Here is a 17,580-nt window from a genome sequence, read left to right as displayed (position 1 = left end):
CCAAAGACTTTTTCTTCATGGACGGATACCCCTTTCTTTATACATGCGAAGAGAACGATTTGAATAGATTGTAGACTAAATCCTATGGGGTGTCAAAATTCATAAGCGCTTAAAAATGTTTGAACGACTGCAAGTTAGCCCACCCTATGACTGAGGGCAATCGCATTTACCATTTTTTATCATTGACGCCTCGGAAAGCTACCCTTTATGATGTGGTTAAGCATTACTTAAACGTTTCAGTACTTAAACGATTCAGCACTCAAATGAAGGGGGAAACATCATGTCCAAACGCTTATTTTCCGCCGGAATTGCCGTTCTCTTGAGCGTGACCGGCTTAACCGGTTGCGGAAACGAACAACCTTCGCCTTTCGTGCAGCCGCAGGAACAGGGCGGAGGAAATGCGCAGCAGAAGGAGCTTAAACCCGAAAGCGGTGCCAAGCTCGTCGTATGGGAATCGAAGGGGCCCGAGCTGGATTATTTAAAAACCGTCGCGGCAAGCTTCGAGAAGGAATACGGGGTTCCCGTAAAGGTGGAGCCCGTCCCGGCCATCGATACCGTGAAAAAGCTGACTACCGACGGTCCGGCCGGAATCGGTGCCGATGTGTTCTCCGCGCCGCACGACCAGCTCGGCAATGCCGTTATGACCGGCCTCGTGCTGGAAAACGACGCTTTCGGCGAAGAGGACAAAAAGCAGATGCTTCCTTCGGCTTTGGAAGGCGTCAGCTATTCCGGCGCCCTCTACGGATTTCCGACGGCCATCGACACCTACGCGCTTTTTTACAATAAAAAAGCGATGCCCCAGGCTCCGAAAACATACGAGGAGATCGTAAAGTTCGCCGAAACTTACAACGATCCGGCGAACAAAAAGTTCGCCCTGATGTGGGACGTCGGGCAGCTGTACCAGTCGTATTCGTTCCTTGCCGGTTACGGAGGCTATGTTTTCGGCGGCAAAGGCACGGACCCGAACGATATCGGGCTGAACAGCCCGAAGGCGGTCGAAGGAGCGAAGTACTTGCAATCGCTTAAAAAAATCTTGCCGCTGAATATCCATGATATCAATGATAATATCATCACCGGATTTTTTCAGGAAGGAAAAACAGCCTCCGTCATTAACGGGTCGTGGCTCATTTCCAGCTTATCCAATGCCGATTTCGAGTTTGGCGTCGCTCCGCTGCCGCTTCTGCCCAACGGGGAGCATCCCGTAAGTTTCTCGGGCATCCGGGCGCTGTACGTCAATTCGTACACGAAGTACCCTGATGCGGCAAAGCTGTTCGCAAGCTATGCGACAAGTAAGGACCATCTGATCGAGCGGTTTAAAATGACGGCGCAGCTTCCTCCGAGGCAGGACGTTATGACGGACCCGGTTCTTACCTCCGATCCTTACGCCCCCGCTTTCCTGGAGCAGGCGAAGCATTCGGTGCCGATGCCTTCGATTCCCGAGATGGGCAACGTCTGGGTGCCGGCGGGAACCGCTATTTCCTCGCTGTGGAACGAGAACCAGGACCCGGCCGCCGTCTTAACGAAGGCCGTGGAACAAATCAAAACCGCGATGAGAACAACGAAATAAGCGGAACATCAAAACCTAAGTTAGGCGGTCTGACGTATGCAAGTAAATCCAACCAATCGCCGGCACCGGATACGGGCCGCTGCGGGCTCGGCGGTACTCATCGGCTTGGGGCAGCTCTACAACAGGCAGATTGCCAAAGGGCTGCTGTTTCTCCTTTCGGCCCAGTTGTTTATCTGGAGCTACTGCCCGCTGGCCATACGGGGAATTGCCGGACTGATCAGCCTGGGCGACGTGCCGACCAAAGTGGTCCGGGGTAAAGTCGTACCCGGCGACCATTCCATTTTTCTGATGATCAATGGAGTGATGACATGCGTGATCGTGCTTTTGTTCATCGGATTCTATGCCATGAACATTGCGGACGCATGGAAGAACGGAGAGCTTCGAGACAGAGGCAAGCCCGTTCCCGGATTTTGGGCGTCGGTGAAGCAGGCGAGGTTCAAGCATTTCCCGTACCTGCTTCTGCTGCCCGCGTTCGTGTTTGTCCTTTTCGTAACGGTGATCCCGCTCGTATTTAACGTCATGATCGCGTTTACGAACTATTCGGCGCCCGGCCATATTCCGGATCGTTCGCTGGTCGATTGGACCGGACTCCGGACCTTTTACGACTTGTTCGCCCAGAAAGCTTGGCGGTCGACATTCCTTGGCATCTCGCTGTGGAATATCGTCTGGGCGGCGGCTTCTACGATTACGGTCTTTTTTAGCGGACTCCTTCTGGCGATGATGATCAATCACCCGCGTATCCGTTTCAAAAAGTTTTGGAGAACCGCCTTTATGCTTCCTTGGGCCGTTCCGCAGTTCATTTCGATTCTCGTCTTTCGTGTGCTATTGAACGGCTCGTTCGGTCCGGTCAACGAATTTTTGGCCAGTCTCGGCTTGCCGCCGGTGTCCTGGCTATCCGATCCGACGATGGCCAAAGCGTCGATTCTGCTCGTGAATCTGTGGTTCTCGACTCCTTTTCTGATGGCGCTGATGGCGGGGATCTTGACGACGATGCCGCGTGATCTGTATGAGGCGGCCGACGTGGACGGGGCTACCGCGGCGCAGAAATTTTTCGGAATTACGCTGCCGCTCGTGAAGCTCGCCACGGCACCGATTTTTATTATGCAGTTCGCGTTCAACTTCAATAACTTCAATCTGATTTATTTGCTGACGGACGGGAAGCCGAACAATCCCGATTATTATTACGCCGGAAGTACGGATATCCTGATTTCGTGGATTTTCAAAATGACGCTGAATCAGAGCCAGTTCAATATGGCCTCGGCCGTCTCCATCATTATGTTTGTGTTCATTGCCCTGTTCTCCTTATGGAATTACAGACGAATGAAGGCACTTTGAGAAGAGGAATGGGTCTGCATGAGGAAATTTAAAGACAATCTGACCGTTACGGGGATCTATCTCGTTTTTATCGCGCTGCTTGTCGCGACGGTTTACCCGATTCTATGGGTGATCGGCACTTCGCTAAATCCCGGGCAGAGCCTTCTGGTGAGCCGGATGATCCCGGATCATCCCACGTTCGCCCATTATGCCGAATTGATCAGGCAGACGGACTTTGTGCTGTGGTACCGCAATACGGTCAAGATCGCCCTGGTGAACGCGGTCGTTTCGACAACGCTTGTGGCCGCGACGGCCTATGCCTTCTCCCGGTTCCGGTTCAAGGGCAGGCAGCAGGGATTGATGACCCTGCTCATTCTGCAGATGTTTCCGGGCTTTTTATCCGTCATGGCCTTATTTGTTCTCCTGCTTCAGACGAAGTTGCTGGACACGCACCTGGGCTTGATTCTCATTTACGCGGGAGGCTCCGTTTCGATGGGAACTTGGGTAATGAAGGGCCATTTCGATACGATCCCGAAGAGCCTGGAGGAGGCGGTTTTCATCGACGGGGGGAGCCATGCCGACGCGTTTTTTAAAATCATTTTCCCCCTGTCGCTGCCAGCGGTTACTTTCGTCGCCCTGAACAGCTTCATCACGCCGTTTATGGATTTTATTTTGCCGCAAATCGTGCTGAGGTCTTCGGAAAAAATGACGCTGGCCCAAGGCTTGTACAGCATGGTAGCCACCGAAACGAATTCGAGCTTTACGCTGTTTGCCGCCGGTGCCGTGCTTGTGGCTCTTCCGATTACGTGCCTGTACATGTATTTCCAGAAGTATCTGATCCACGGAATTACGGCAGGGGCAGACAAAGGCTAGCGAATAGAGCGGAATACTAGGAGAAAAAGGAGCAGATCATGTTACTGGAAGCGATTGACCACCGGTCGGGGCAGGCTTACTGCTACGCCTACGATGAGCGTACCGTGCATATCCGGCTGCGCACGAAGAAAGACGATGTTGACGCGGTGTACGCGCTGCACGGAGACAAATACGATTGGGAGCGGACGGCTCTTGAAACCCGTCTTTACAAAACGGGCAGCGATAAGCTGTTCGACTACTGGCAGGGAGAGCTTGTCCCGCCGCATTACAGGCTGAGATACGCTTTTAAACTGATTTCGGGAGAAGAGGTCGTATGGTTGACGGAGAAAGGATTCGGCACGGAAAAACCGCAGGATCCGCTCGCTTTTTTCGATTATCCGTTCATATGGCCGCAAGAGGTGCTTAAGCCGCCGGCCTGGGTGAAGGAAGCCGTCTTCTACCAGATCTTCCCCGACCGTTTCGCGAACGGCGATCCGGCCAACGATCCCCCCGGCGTCCGTCCGTGGAGCGACTCCGATCCGGGGCCGTACGATTTTTACGGCGGAGACCTGCAGGGGGTGTACGACCGCATCGACTATTTGAGTTCGCTCGGCGTAAACGCGATCTATTTTACCCCGCTGTTTGAAGCGGCGACGAACCATAAGTACGATACGGCCGATTACAGGAAAGTCGATCCGGCTTTCGGGGATACGGCGCTGCTCAAAAAGCTGGTTGCCGCGTTTCACGAAAGAGGCATCCGCGTCATCCTCGATGCGGTGTTCAATCACAGCGGCGAAGGATTCGCCCCGTTCCGGGATGTGCGGGAAAAGGGGCGGCAGTCCCCTTACTGTGACTGGTTCCACATCAAGGAATATCCGCTGCGGACGGAGCCTAGCCCGTCTTATCACTGCTTCGCGTTCGAGTCGCACATGCCGAAGCTCAATACGGCAAATCCCGAGGTCAGAAACTATTTGCTCGACGTCGCCGAGTATTGGGTGCGGGAATGCGATATCGACGGCTGGAGGCTGGACGTGGCCAACGAGGTCGATCATGAGTTCTGGCGGGAATTCCGCAAGAAGCTCAAAGCGCTGAAGCCGGATTTCTACATCCTGGGCGAAATCTGGCACGATGCCATGCCGTGGCTTCAGGGGGACCAGTTCGACGCGGTCATGAACTATCCCGCCACCGACGCCATTCTCGACTATTTCGCCTACGGCGAAATCGATGCGCGGGAGCTCGGCAGCCGGATAAACCGCCTGCTCGCTTCCTATCCGCAGCAGGTGAACGAGGCGGCCTTTAACATCCTTGGCAGCCATGACACCCCGCGGCTTCTGACCCGGCTGCCGGACGAAGCGAAAGCGAAGCTGGCGGTTCTGCTGCAGTTCACGCTCCCCGGAACTCCGTGCATTTATTACGGGGATGAAATCGGGATGCAGGGCGGACCGGACCCGGATTGCCGGAAGCCGATGCAGTGGGATACCACGCAGCAAAATCACGGACTTGTCGCGTTTTACCGCACGCTGATCGACCTGCGGCGGACCCGCCGCGCTTTGAGTGAAGGCACGTTCCGGTTTGTTTACGCGGAGAAGAATCAGCTTATCGTGCTGAGAAAGAACGCGGAGGAGGAGCTTTACATCTGCTTGAATAACAGCAGCCGGGAGGCCTCCTGCCACGTTTTCGAGCCCGAGTTCGCGTCTTCCGATGCGGATGCGCTAAACGGGCCGCATCCGGTCCCGGAGAGAGGAAGCCGCATCCGTCCGGAAGCGGAAGTGATTCTCGGTCAGGGGTCTTTTGTCCGGACCGAAAACGGCCTCTCGGCAGCGCTGCCGCCTTTCGGCTGGCTCGTCGCATCGGTGCCCCTACGGCGGTTTGACACCGAACAGGGGGATATGCTTTAATCAACCTAAACGTTTAAGTAGGAGCGATTAGGATGAAGAAAGCAACCATCAAAGATATAGCCAAAGCGGCGGGCGTTTCCATCGCCACCGTTTCGTATATTTTGAACGATGTGAAGACCCAGTCCATCTCGGACGAAACGCGCGTCAAGGTGATGAAAGCCGCCCAGCAGCTTAAATACGTGGCGAACCGGACCGCTCAATCGTTAAAAATCAAAAAAACGGGCCTGATCGGCATCTTGCTGTTTCAGGAGCACGACGACCACTACTGGTCCGATTTTAAATATGCCAAAACGGTAAGCAAAATCGAAAAGATTTGCGGACAACTGGGGTATCATGTCATTTTTATGCAGGTCCGGAGCCAGCTCTCGGATTACAAAATGATCATGGAGCGGAATTTGGACGGCGTTTTCCTCATTAATGCGGATCAGGAACAGTTCGGCACGATCTCCAATTATTTCGGTTTCGGTATTCCCGTCTTTGTTATCGACAGTTATATCGACGATTCGCTGTTTCACAAAATCATTCCGGATTTCGCGCAAAGCTTCCGGGCATGCGAAACCGTTCTCGGCGGCCGTCCGGAGTTTCTCGTCACGGATGCCTACAATAACGCGAAGCTTGCCGGTTTCATTCGGGAGCAGTCCGGTTTGGAGGATGAACGGATTTATACGTACGACAATCCGGAACAGCTGAACGATTTTCTGTCTCGCTTTGAAGGAAAGCCGGGGATCGTGATCAACGAATTTCTGGCGCTCGAGGTGCTGAAAAGAAGTGCCCGCATCGCCGCCGTATGCACGTGCCATTGTCCGCAGGTCCTTCCCGGTACGGTAGGAAGGATTACGTTCGATTTGAATGACTATCAGGAAATAGTCCATAAAATGGATCGTTACATTCAAGATGCGGACTATGTAGATCCTGAAAAATTTTACTACTTGTCCGGCACTCCGTAACGATCCGTCTCAAAGGAGAGTTCACGGTGAGTTCATCGCGGTTAATCGAAATCAATCCTTTTTATTCTCATACCTTGAAAAACGAGCGGACGATTTATGTGTATTTGCCGCCGAGTTATCAGTCAGACGATCGGAAAAGGTATCCCGTCCTGTATATGCAGGATGGCCAGCATGTGTTTTTCAAAGACCGGAAGGGCGAGTCCTGGGATGTTCATCTCACCGTCGACGAGCTGACTGCGCAGGGCAGAATGAGAGAAATCATCGTGGTCGCCGTTTCGCACGTGGAGGACGCGCGCATCGCCGAATATATGCACGCCAATCCGGACGGCCACAACATTTTTAATACTACGAATCAAGGCGAACTATACGAGACGTTTCTCGTCCATGAGGTGAAGCCTTTCATAGATGAGACCTACCGGACTTTGACGGAGAGAGAGCATACCGCTCTGATGGGATCGTCCGCCGGTGGACTTGTATCCTACAACATAGGCTTCCGGCAGCCGGAAACGTTTGGAATGATCGGAGCGCTTTGCCCTTTTTTCGTAAGCGTAGATCCGGCCACGATGGAAGACAGGTGGCTGAGCGCCGTCTATACCGGCAAAAAACCGCTGAAAATATGGATGGATGTCGGAGATGCGGAAGGCTTCACGGTTATGGAGAAGCATGTGAGACAAGTCGCGGATACGCTGATGGAAGCGGGCTACAAGCCGGGCGGCGATTTCATGTACTATTTCGCCGTCGGCTCGGGCCATTCCCAGAAAGATTGGGCGGCCAGAGTTCATGCGCCTCTTTTGTATTTTTTCGGCGAAATCGGAACTCCCGTGCGCGTAGATCTGCATGGCCCGGATAAGATCGGTCTGCAGGGTCCGCCCTGCGCGCTTAATCCTATCGTTCATTATGACAGCGGCTTTATGATGACTGACCTGGACGCGGATTATGTGGTAACGGACCCGGGCATAGTCGAAGCAACGGCCGAAGGCAGGCTGATCCCGAAGAAGGAAGGAAGCGCCGGCGTCCGTTACAAAGGGCGGGGGCTGACGGCCAGTCTGGACCTGACCGTCGTTCCATATCTTTCCGATACGGTCAGCGTCACGATGTTTGTTGAGGTGCCTGCTTGCACGCCCCGGACGGATACGCTCTATGCGGGCATCGAACTGCCGATGATCGGGGAGAGGCTCTATGGAGGCACGTTCCAAGTGCCGCGGGGCATTTCCTTCGAGTTCCGTATTTCACGCGGCCTCGGCAAGCACGAGACGGACGGAAGCGGAAAGGAAATTCCTTATCGCAAATTTACGGCCCGTGAGGGTCTGGAGCTGTCTTACAATGTGGAACATTGGGTAGACGTTCCGCTAGAGACGGAAGCAAGGGGGGCGGCAAACGGATGAAGAGTCTGTCGAGTTTGTTGAAAATCGAACAATTTTATTCGGCTTTTCTAAACAACCGCCGGGATTTGCTCGTTTATCTTCCCCCCGGTTACAGCGAAGAGAGCGGCAGGCGTTATCCGGTTTTGTACGTGCATGACGGACAAAACATTTTTCATCCCGCCTTCAACGGCTATTCATGGAACGTTCACAAAACGATAGACCGGCTCGTTCGAAACGGCCTGATGGAAGAAATCATCGTGGTAGGCATCGCGAATATGGGCATGGAGCGGTCGGATGAATTCACTCATGAGCTGGAAGGCGTCGATTATTTGCGCGACAAAGTGGACATCCGGCCGAAAGGGCACCTTTATGAGCAGTTCATCACCGATGAGGTGATGCCGTATATCGACTCGCTGTTCCGCACGAAAAAAGGACCGGAGCACACGGCCATGATGGGATCGTCCCGGGGCGGCCAAGTCACCTACCATATCGGTATGCGCCGTCCGGACTTGTTCGGCAAGCTGGCCATCCTGTCGCCTTATTTTTACTGCGTCGATCCCCTGACTCTGGAGGAAGCGCGCCAGTATCATACCTGGACGGACAAGGTCCCGTTATCCCGGATCTGGATCGATTTGGGAAGCCGCGAGGGTACGCTCATTCTGGAGAAGCATGTGCGAGAAGTGACGGAGAGCCTGCTGCGGCTGGGCTACAAACCGGATGAAGAGCTTATTTATTACCTGGACCCGGCCGGCACTCATTCGGAAAAGGACTGGGCCGCAAGAGTGTCTTCTCCGCTTCTCCATATGTTCGGGAAAAAAGGAACTCCTGCCAGGCTTAGCCTGGAGGGAGAGGAAACCGCAGGTATCCGGGGGCCGGAAATGCGTCTGAATCCGATCGCGGAATTTGACAGCGGGTTTAAAATGTCGCTGCTAAGGACGGATTATGCGGCCGAAGACCGGAAGATTTTAGAGGTGCGTGAAGATGGCACCCTGCTGCCCGGGCGTGAAGGAGAAACCTCTGTTACGGTGAGTTTCGGCGGTTTGTCCGCAGCCCGGACGATCCGGGTCACCGGAGAGCTTAAGGAGCATGTCGCGCTGGAGCTGCTCGTGCATGTGCCTGCGGATACGCCGGAAAATGCGGCCTTATACAGCTGGGTTCCGCTTCGCAAAGAGGCGGGCAAAACACACGTATATTCCGCGCGGCTCGACGTTCCCCTTTATGCGGCATTTGAGTACCGGATCAGCCGGGGGGACGGAGCCGTGGAAGCGGACCGGGCCGGACAGGCGGTTACGCGCTTTTACAAGGCAGAAGCTGACGGGCGGCTGGAACTCACGGTACAGAATTGGACGAATCCGCAGTAAGAAAGGAAATTTTACGATGAACAAATTGATCGTCAGTGTGCTGCTCGGATCTTTAATTGTTTCCGGAAGCCTGATGATGAACGGAACTGCTATGCGGCCTGCGCTGCCGGAATCGGGTATTGCGGACGGCAAGGCGGCTGTTCCGGGAGCGGGCGGCATCCCAGACATTAAGGTGCCGGTGCCTGACGGCGGGGGTGAGTCCGGTGGCGAGAAGGCTTATGCTCAGCTGCCGGTGACACGAACCGCGAACAACATCAAAGTAACTGTGCACGCCGTCAGACTTAAGGCCGACACGGCGGATTTCGAGGTGACGATCCGAAATCTTTCGGGCCGGGAGTCAATCACACCGGATCTGGCAAGCTTTAGCGTCATAACGAACGAAGGTCTGCCGAACCGAAGCTCGGAGAAGATACTCGCAGCGAAAGTTAATCCGGATTTCGAGCAGGCGGTGATCCAGCCCGGCAAGGAAAGATACGGCTGGCTGAGCAGCGGTACGTGGAGTGAGGAAGCTCCCGAGCGTCTCACTCTGAATGTGACGATCCGCGGGAACAACGGTGAGGAGCAGACGTTTAGCATCCCTATCGACTGCCGGGGACTCACTTTCCGTACGCTTTGAAATTAGGGCCGTACCGTTCAGGAGTGCCTAGACGAAGGGAACCGGAAAAAAGACGGACCTGCAAGGATAGTTCAGAGAAAGCTACAGCGATATAGAGATATAGATAGGGCAAGAACAAGAGCAAGAGCAAGAGCAAGAGCAAGAGCAAGAACAAGAGCAAGAACAAGAGCAAGAACAAGATCAAGAGCAAGAACAAGAACAAGAGCAAGAACAAGAGCAAGAACAAGAGCAAGAGCAAGAGCAAGAGCAAGAGCAAGAGCAAGAACAAGAGCAAGAACAAGAGCAAGAACAAGAGCAAGAACAAGAGCAAGAACAAGAACAAGAGCAAGAACATGTGATGTGAAAAAGCCGCACTCAAGTGCGGCTTCTTGCCATATGCCTCTACAGGCATTTTGCAACGGCATAAAAACCTCTTGCATCTTTTGAAGCAAAGGTGTAAGATAAGGCCATAAAGACATTGTGATTTATTTCACAGACTAATCTTAATCCGTTGTTTCTTGTTTATCCCGCTTTGGTTAATCGCCAACAGCTCTTTTTTTAAAGAAAGTATGTGAATAAATTCACTAACAAAATTTCGGGAGGCTATCATCATGACATTCAAAGTTGCCGTAATCGGATGCACACATGCAGGAACCGCCGCTGTTAAAAACATTGCAACACAATATCCCGACGCGGAAATCACCGTATACGAGCGCAATGATAATATTTCGTTCCTCTCGTGCGGAATCGCGCTTCATGTCGGCGGAGTGATCGGGGATGCGCAGGGGCTTTTCTACAGCAGCCCGGAAGAGCTTGCCCGGCTCGGAGTAGTTACCCGGATGCGCCACGAAGTGTTGGCCGTCGATGTCCAGGCCAAAACGCTTCGGGCCCGGAACCTGGAAACCGGGGAAGAGTTCGGCGACACCTACGACAAACTGGTCGTGACGACAGGCTCGTGGCCGGTCATTCCGCGGATGGAAGGCATCGGGCTGGAGAACATCCAGTTGTGCAAAAACTACGGTCATGCCCGTGAAATCATCGCACGGGCAGCGGACGCAAAGCGCATCACGGTAATCGGAGCGGGTTATATCGGCATCGAGCTCGTCGAAGCGTTCCGCGATCTGGGCAAAGAGGTGACGCTGATCGACAACATGGACCGCGTCATGGCCAAGTACCTGGACCCCGAGTTCACAACGCTGGCTGACAATGAGCTTAGGGAACGGGGAGTGCGGCTTGCACTCGGACGGACCGTCGAAGGATTCCGCGGTACGAACGGCAAGGTCCGCGAGGTCGTGACGACCGACGGCACTTTCGAGACCGACATGGTCGTGCTGTGCATCGGATTCCGTCCCGGAACGGATCTGCTCAAAGGCCAGGTGGATATGCTGCCGGGCGGAGCTATTCTCGTGGACGATTATATGCGCACGAGCCATCCCGACGTGCTGGCCGCCGGAGACAGCTGTGCCGTCCGGTATAATCCGACGGGCGAAGCGGCTTATATCCCGCTGGCGACGAATGCGGTGCGCATGGGAACACTGGCGGCCATGAATCTGCTAAAACCGGCCGTACGGTATCAGGGCACCCAGGGGACTTCGGCCATCAAGCTGTTCGACTGGAACATCGCCTCGACGGGAGTTACGGAAGCGGCCGCGGCAGGCATGAACGTAAAGGCCGTCCTCATTCATGAGAACAACCGGCCGGAATTCATGCCGACCTACGACGACGTGATGCTGAAGCTGGTTTTCGAAGCGGAAGGAGGCCGCCTGGTAGGGGCGCAGGTGATGTCGAAAGCGGATATGACCCAGGCCGTCAATACGCTGTCGGTGTGCATCCAGAACCGGATGACCGTGCAGGAGCTTGCTTTTGTGGATTTCTTCTTTCAGCCGCACTATAACAAACCGTGGAACCTGCTTAATACGGCAGGGCTGGCTGCTATGAAACGACTCGATGAAACGGACAATGCCGTAACAGAGCCGGAACCTATGAAACCCGATGCCGCACCTATCGGTGCTCAGACTCACGATAAATACGGAGTCGCGTAAACGGCCGGAACTGCGGGCAGAACTGCCCGTCTGTCCATAAGCCTGATAAAAGACAGAACCCGCTGCCATTTTCTTATGGGCAGCGGGTTCTTTTTATTGATTCGTGTTTTGTTAGGTGGAGTTGGAGGCTTGAACTTGATGTGTTGAAGATTATGGGGCGTGGTCACACGTTTGGTCACTTTCTCAACATTTATCCTTCATTTTCTTTAGTAACAATAGGGGTTCCAATCCCACTGCCCATTTTTTTGAATAGCAAGATCGCAAGAAATAATGCTAAGCTTACAGCGGCAAGACCCAGCCAACTCAAATACAGGACAGATGTACGGCTGATGACAAGCCCGCCTAATCCGGATCCCAGTGCAAACCCGAATTGGATGAACGAAGTATTTACGCTTAGGGCAATGTCCGGCTTTCGGGGTGCCAGAGTAACCAGATATAGCTGTTGGGCAGGGGAAATACTCCAAGTTGCTAACATAAAAATCATTAAAACCAAGATCAACATAAAGAGATTGACACCGGCTAGAGCGAATAAAAGGAGAGTGGCTCCTTGTAACAGGAGTCCGAAACAAATGGTGAATTTCGATCCCTTTGCATCTGCCAATTGACCGCCCACCTTGGATCCGACGAAGCTGCAAATTCCCGCCAGGAATAGAACACCGCTAATTTCGGTTATGGAAAGAGAGGATGCGGCTTGTAAGAAGGGCGTAATATAAGTGAATAGTGTAGAATAGCCGCCGATATACAATAAAGTAATAACCAGGGCAGTCAGAATTTTTGAATTTTTTAAAATGGAGAGCTGCATCCTGAGGGTAACCTTTTCTTCTTCTTTGATTGCCGGCACCTTTTTATAGATGATGAGCAATGGAAGAAGGCTTAGTAAACCGATCAAAATAAATAAAACTCTCCATCCGAACATCTCGCTGAAAAATGTGCCGATTGGAACACCCAGCACTAGCGAACTGCTAAGCCCCATCAAAATAATACCGATAGCACGGCCCCTTCTTTCTTTTTCAACGAGTCGTGTCGCTACTGCCATGGCTACTACCGTAGCGATTCCTCCGCTAGCTCCTTGAATAATTCGTACCCATACTACTGTTTCGTATGACAGGTTTAAAAATATAAGTCCGTTGCTGGCAATAAAAACACTAACGGTAGTCATGAGTACCTTCTTGCGATCCACATTTATCGTTAAAGCAATCAGAATCGGAGCGGCAATGGCCGCTGCGAGAGCAAATACAGTCACTAATAACCCAGCTTCGGAAGTAGACACTCCCAAGTCCACGGCGATCATTTCAATGACTCCTGTAATGATGTATTCCATGGTTCCGATCAGAAAAACAAGAAGTGCCAAGACATAGACGATCCGATTATTTTTCAATTCAAACCACTCCTGTCCAATTATCTATTTATTATCGGGATTTGTATTTCCATTAATTGTGCATCCTGTTTTGTAGATAACGGTAAATAGATCTCCCTGCCGGGTTCGTTTTCCTTGATCACATAGTTATTTTTCTCAATCCATTTAGCTAAATCAACACAGGCCGTACAAGCAAAGGTAGAATCCGAACGAAACGTCATGGTGGCCATCATCGGCTCAGGAGGAAGGGGCCGTAGTTGAAGTACATCGAGAGATAATGGAAGCTCGCGGGTTAAAAAACACCCGACTTCAAATTCGAACTCATCCTCTTTTTCTTCTATTTCTTTCCACAAAACAACCTGGGGAGTTTGAGTCAAATGACGAGCTTCTTTTGTTAATAATTGATTAAATGTACGAAATAAATCTGGAATGTCTTCTTCTTTCCCGCGTGCTTTTAAAGAAAGAAACGGTTGAGCCCCTTCTGCTTTGATCCTGATTTCTTGTTCCGTTTCCGCTTGCCCCTCTCTTTCTATAAGCTGCATACGCTCCTCAATCCGGGCGAGCTTGGCTTGTTCCCTATCAATGATATGCTGGGTTTCACTTTTTTTCAGCTTAAACATCCCTTGAATATGCTCCGATGTAATATCTTCACGAAGCAACTGTATAATTTGTGGCAGTGTGAACCCTAATTCCTTATAGAGAAAGATTCGATTCAGTTCAAGAAGCTGCTCTGCTGAATAGTAACGGTAGCCGGTGTCATGATCTACCTTTCTCGGCTTTAATATGCCGATCTGGTCATAATAGCGCAATGTTTTTAAAGAGACCTTGCTTATTCTGGAAAACTCACTGATTTTAAACAAACGATCATCTCCAATCTATGCCTTAATGAAAGTATACAGTTTCCCGTGCAGGGGAAAGTCAAGTGCAGGAAGTTTTCATTCAAGCAAGAACATTTCACAAGACTTTCTTCCGAATTATTCCTAACATATAGAACCCTATCTATCCACTGTCAAGGTAGGGATCTTGTGTCTCCTTCCATCCTAAAACGGAAAATTTCCGTCTGTTTCACGAATATGGTAACATTTATTAGAAGGTAAAAAGACAGGTTTCAAGAACCGCCGGAAGTCCGACGAAGCGCAGCACCGGGTCATGGCCGTGCGAAACCGCAGCGAGCCCAACTGAACCGAACCTGATCTGAACCAAACAAGAAAGCCGTCACTGACATACGCAGCGTAAGCGGGCTTTTAAACGGCCCTGTTTTACCAAAATTAACAGGGAGGACAAGCTGATGACGTTCGCGGAACATTTTACATAACTCTATTCACCGTTAATCCGGGGACCTCCTTGGAACGTCTTCATTTCAAAATTTGAATATGAAAACTCAGGAGGTGCCGATCCATGCGTTCGGAACAAGAAATGTTTGATCTGGTATTAGATGTGGCAAAGAAGGACAGCCGTGTAAGAGCGGTCGGTTTGAACGGCTCAAGGACGAATCCGAATGTTCCCAAAGACATGTTCAGGGACTACGATATCGTCTATCTCGTCACGGATATGGAATCTTTTATAAACGACCCCGATTGGGTGAATGTTTTCGGAAAACGGCTGATTATGCAGACGCCGGAAGATATGGCTTTGTTTCCTAGCGAGCTGGGAAACCGTTTTTCCTATCTCATGTTATTTGAAGACGGGAATCGCATAGACATGATGCTTATTCCTCTTGAGGAGAAAGAGATGTACTGCCGGGAAGACAAGCTGACGGTAATCCTGCTCGACAAGGACAACAATTTGCCGGCCGTACCGCCTCCGACGGATAAAGACTACTGGGTTCAGCGGCCCGACGCCCAACGTTACGCCGATTGCTGCAACGAATTCTGGTGGGTGTCTACCTATGTCGCCAAAGGACTGTGGAGACAGGAAATTTTGTATGCGATCGATCACATGAACCTGGTAAGGGCGATGCTGCTCAACATGCTGGAATGGAAGGTCGGGATGGATACCGGCTTCTCGCTCAGTATCGGGAAGAACGGGAAATTTTTAAAGCGGTACCTGGATGAAGAGTCTTGGAACAAGCTGTTGTTAACCTATGAAAACGGCAGTTATGAGCAGGTTTGGAACGCTTTGTACGTGATGGGAGAGCTTTTTGAGCCGTTTGCCCTCCAAGTGGCGGCTGAATTCGGATACGCTTATCCTTCGGAAGAAGCGGAGAAAATTAAACGGTATTTACGGGATGTTCAACTCCTTGATCCCGATGCGCGGGACATGTACTAAAATTTTTGAAACGAAAAGAACCCTGACACATAGCTGTCAGGGTCTTTTTGTTACGATGAAAGCACAAACGGACAGCGAAGGATAGAAAACCGCCGCCTAAAGTTTTATATTGACTGTACGTTCATTCAATAATAAAATAAACCTAGTACTTGGAATATTTTAGATGGTGAAAGGAGTTTGTGGACATGGATCTGTATTATGAAGTACAAGGTGAGGGCGTTCCGGTCGTGCTCATCCACAGTCCCGGTGTAGACTCTCGTGAATGGAAGTATATCGCTCCGATTTTGGCGCGGTCGTTCCAGGTGATCACGTTCGACGGACGGGGGACCGGGAGGTCTCCGGCTTTGACCGCTCCGGCCGATTTGGTCGAGGATCTGAAGCGGCTGCTTCAGCATTTGAATATCGGACAGGCGGTTCTGGTCGGTCATTCCATGGGCGGGCAGGCGGCAGCGGAATTCGCTTTGTCTTATCCTTCCATGGTAAGCCGACTCATTCTGCTCGCTCCGTCGCTTTCCGGCTTTCCTTACTCGAAGGCATTTACGGATTGGATGGCCCAGGTAAACTCTTTCGCCCCCGATCTCGACAAAATGATCGACTATTCCTTGGCCGGTCCTAATTACCGGGTCACCATGTCGAGTCCGCAGCGGGATTTTCTGATTGAGATGCATACCGATTATATGCGAAAAGTGTTTACGGAATGGAAGAGCTTCGAAGTGATCTGGCCGCAGCCTCCCGCAATCGAGCGATTAGAGGAGATTTCCGCGGATACCTTGTTCCTGCAAGGAACGGTAGAATGGGAGGATATGGACCGCGTAGCGGAGGAGTATAAGCGTGTGCCCTCTTTCACATCCATGCGGATAGACGGTGCCGACCATATGCTGACATTGACTCATCCCGCGGAAACAGCCGGTTTTATCGAACAGTTCCTGAAGGAACTCATCTGATGCCGCGTACAAAGGAAGAGAACGAGCGCGTTCGCCAGCTTGCCAAAGAAACCATCCGGACTTCGGCCATGCAAGTTTTTATAGAGAAGGGCTATTATAACGCTTCTATTGCCGATATAGCGAAGAGGGCGGGGGTTTCCAAAGGCCTCATGTACAATTATTATACAGGGAAAGAAGAACTTCTCGGCGATATGGTACAAAGCCGGATCGAAGAAATCGAAGGTGTTATGCAAAAAGCGGCGTCTCTGGGTACCCCCTCCGAGCAGCTGAAGCATATCATCGACGGCGCCATCGACAATGTGTGCCAGCACCCTAAAATTTACCGGTTTTATTTGCATCTGCAAACGCAGCCCGAAGAAGATCTGCTGTTGTCCCGGTACAGCCAGATGCTCAATGGGGAGATGGCCCGGCAGTTTCAGCTCCAGTGTGAGATGTTCCGGAAGCTCGGGGTTCCCGATCCGGAAATAAGGTCTCTTCATTTTTCTTCGGCTATCCACGGGATTTCTCTTATGATCTCGACCTACCCGGAGCAATATCCTGTCCGGCAGGTGAAAGAACAGCTGTTTCGTGATTTCTGTGTGACCGGGTAACTATTCGAGAGGAGCGTCACAATGGAGAACCGTGCGGCTAAAAATTTAATTGTAAAATATGTGGAGGCCTACAACGCTTTCGATACCGAAGGCATGCTTCTGCTGATGCAAGAAGAGATTGTGTTCCGGAACATCTCGAACGGCATCGTGAATGCGGAGACGGAAGGGAAAGAGGCTTTTCGCGAATTAGCCGAACAATCGAAAAAGTTGTTCTCCCAGCGCTGTCAGACGATAACGGATTATGCGGTCAAGGGTGACGAGGTCGTGGTTGAGATTGATTATGAAGGAACTCTAGCGGCTGATCTGCCTCACGGTCCTAAAGCAGGGGAAAAGATCGCTCTCAAAGGAAAGTCGGTATTTAAAATCAAAGACGATAAACTGCTCCTAATCGAAGATTATAGTTAAAAAGGGGGCCGGAAGGTCTTCATGTACTTTCAGAAAACCTACGGGCCCGTCTCCGTACAGAGCGGTTTTGGACCAC

General features: G+C 51.7%; 16 protein-coding genes. 13 read left to right on the top strand and 3 right to left on the bottom strand.

Features of this window, described 5'->3' with window-relative positions:
• Window positions 1-280 precede the first annotated feature (280 nt).
• Genes AC58P5_RS02950 through AC58P5_RS02915 form a run of 8 tightly spaced genes read left to right on the top strand, consistent with a single transcriptional unit; the run spans window position 281 to window position 9,919 of the window.
• A complete protein-coding gene (locus tag AC58P5_RS02950; protein ID WP_497384472.1) occupies window positions 281-1,567 on the top strand; it encodes a sugar ABC transporter substrate-binding protein in 1,287 nt (428 codons plus the stop codon).
• 36 nt (window positions 1,568-1,603) lie between these two features.
• On the top strand, window positions 1,604-2,902 hold the full coding sequence (locus AC58P5_RS02945) for a carbohydrate ABC transporter permease (protein ID WP_497384471.1): 1,299 nt from the start codon (window positions 1,604-1,606) through the stop codon (window positions 2,900-2,902).
• An 18-nt stretch (window positions 2,903-2,920) separates the two neighbouring features.
• A complete protein-coding gene (locus tag AC58P5_RS02940; RefSeq protein ID WP_497384470.1) occupies window positions 2,921-3,754 on the top strand; it encodes a sugar ABC transporter permease in 834 nt (277 codons plus the stop codon).
• 38 nt (window positions 3,755-3,792) lie between these two features.
• Entirely contained in the window at window positions 3,793-5,631 is a 1,839-nt protein-coding gene (locus tag AC58P5_RS02935) for a glycoside hydrolase family 13 protein (RefSeq protein ID WP_497384469.1), read from the top strand.
• Window positions 5,632-5,663: 32 nt separating this feature from the next.
• Window positions 5,664-6,578 carry a LacI family DNA-binding transcriptional regulator gene (locus tag AC58P5_RS02930; RefSeq protein ID WP_497384467.1) on the top strand — a complete coding sequence of 305 codons (915 nt, stop codon included), beginning with the start codon at window positions 5,664-5,666 and terminating at the stop codon, window positions 6,576-6,578.
• A 26-nt stretch (window positions 6,579-6,604) separates the two neighbouring features.
• Window positions 6,605-7,963, top strand: a complete 1,359-nt coding sequence (locus tag AC58P5_RS02925) for an alpha/beta hydrolase (protein WP_497384466.1) — start codon at window positions 6,605-6,607, stop codon at window positions 7,961-7,963.
• On the top strand, window positions 7,960-9,303 hold the full coding sequence (locus AC58P5_RS02920; RefSeq protein WP_497384464.1) for an alpha/beta hydrolase: 1,344 nt from the start codon (window positions 7,960-7,962) through the stop codon (window positions 9,301-9,303). The genes AC58P5_RS02925 and AC58P5_RS02920 overlap by 4 nt, the downstream gene beginning before the upstream one ends.
• 16 nt (window positions 9,304-9,319) lie before the next feature.
• Window positions 9,320-9,919 carry a hypothetical protein gene (locus tag AC58P5_RS02915; protein WP_497384463.1) on the top strand — a complete coding sequence of 200 codons (600 nt, stop codon included), beginning with the start codon at window positions 9,320-9,322 and terminating at the stop codon, window positions 9,917-9,919.
• 71 nt (window positions 9,920-9,990) lie between these two features.
• Here the strand turns inward: AC58P5_RS02915 and AC58P5_RS02910 are convergent, their stop codons facing one another.
• Entirely contained in the window at window positions 9,991-10,323 is a 333-nt protein-coding gene (locus AC58P5_RS02910) for a hypothetical protein (RefSeq protein ID WP_497384462.1), read from the bottom strand.
• Between the two features lie 186 nt (window positions 10,324-10,509).
• Between AC58P5_RS02910 and AC58P5_RS02905 the strand changes: the two genes are divergently transcribed.
• On the top strand, window positions 10,510-11,940 hold the full coding sequence (locus tag AC58P5_RS02905; RefSeq protein WP_497384461.1) for an FAD-dependent oxidoreductase: 1,431 nt from the start codon (window positions 10,510-10,512) through the stop codon (window positions 11,938-11,940).
• 190 nt (window positions 11,941-12,130) lie between these two features.
• Here the strand turns inward: AC58P5_RS02905 and AC58P5_RS02900 are convergent, their stop codons facing one another.
• The gene (locus AC58P5_RS02900; RefSeq protein WP_497384460.1) at window positions 12,131-13,318 is read right to left on the bottom strand and encodes an MFS transporter; all 1,188 of its coding nucleotides are present in this window, start codon (window positions 13,316-13,318) and stop codon (window positions 12,131-12,133) included.
• Between the two features lie 20 nt (window positions 13,319-13,338).
• Window positions 13,339-14,157, bottom strand: a complete 819-nt coding sequence (locus AC58P5_RS02895) for a MerR family transcriptional regulator (protein WP_497384458.1) — start codon at window positions 14,155-14,157, stop codon at window positions 13,339-13,341.
• 538 nt (window positions 14,158-14,695) lie between these two features.
• Between AC58P5_RS02895 and AC58P5_RS02890 the strand changes: the two genes are divergently transcribed.
• The 4 genes from AC58P5_RS02890 (at window position 14,696) to AC58P5_RS02875 (ending at window position 17,504) form a co-directional block, all read left to right on the top strand.
• On the top strand, window positions 14,696-15,565 hold the full coding sequence (locus tag AC58P5_RS02890) for an aminoglycoside 6-adenylyltransferase (RefSeq protein ID WP_497384457.1): 870 nt from the start codon (window positions 14,696-14,698) through the stop codon (window positions 15,563-15,565).
• 185 nt (window positions 15,566-15,750) lie between these two features.
• Window positions 15,751-16,509, top strand: coding sequence for an alpha/beta fold hydrolase (locus tag AC58P5_RS02885; RefSeq protein ID WP_497384456.1), 759 nt, complete (start codon window positions 15,751-15,753; stop codon window positions 16,507-16,509).
• Window positions 16,509-17,099, top strand: coding sequence for a TetR/AcrR family transcriptional regulator (locus AC58P5_RS02880; protein WP_497384455.1), 591 nt, complete (start codon window positions 16,509-16,511; stop codon window positions 17,097-17,099). The genes AC58P5_RS02885 and AC58P5_RS02880 overlap by 1 nt, the downstream gene beginning before the upstream one ends.
• 21 nt (window positions 17,100-17,120) lie before the next feature.
• Window positions 17,121-17,504 carry a nuclear transport factor 2 family protein gene (locus AC58P5_RS02875; protein ID WP_497384453.1) on the top strand — a complete coding sequence of 128 codons (384 nt, stop codon included), beginning with the start codon at window positions 17,121-17,123 and terminating at the stop codon, window positions 17,502-17,504.
• The last annotated feature ends 76 nt before the right edge of the window (window positions 17,505-17,580 follow it).

The sequence above is a fragment of the Paenibacillus sp. JT31N7 genome (assembly GCF_059692095.1).
Note: the sequence above shows the minus strand (reverse complement) of the source record. Positions and strands in the feature narration are given on the sequence as shown.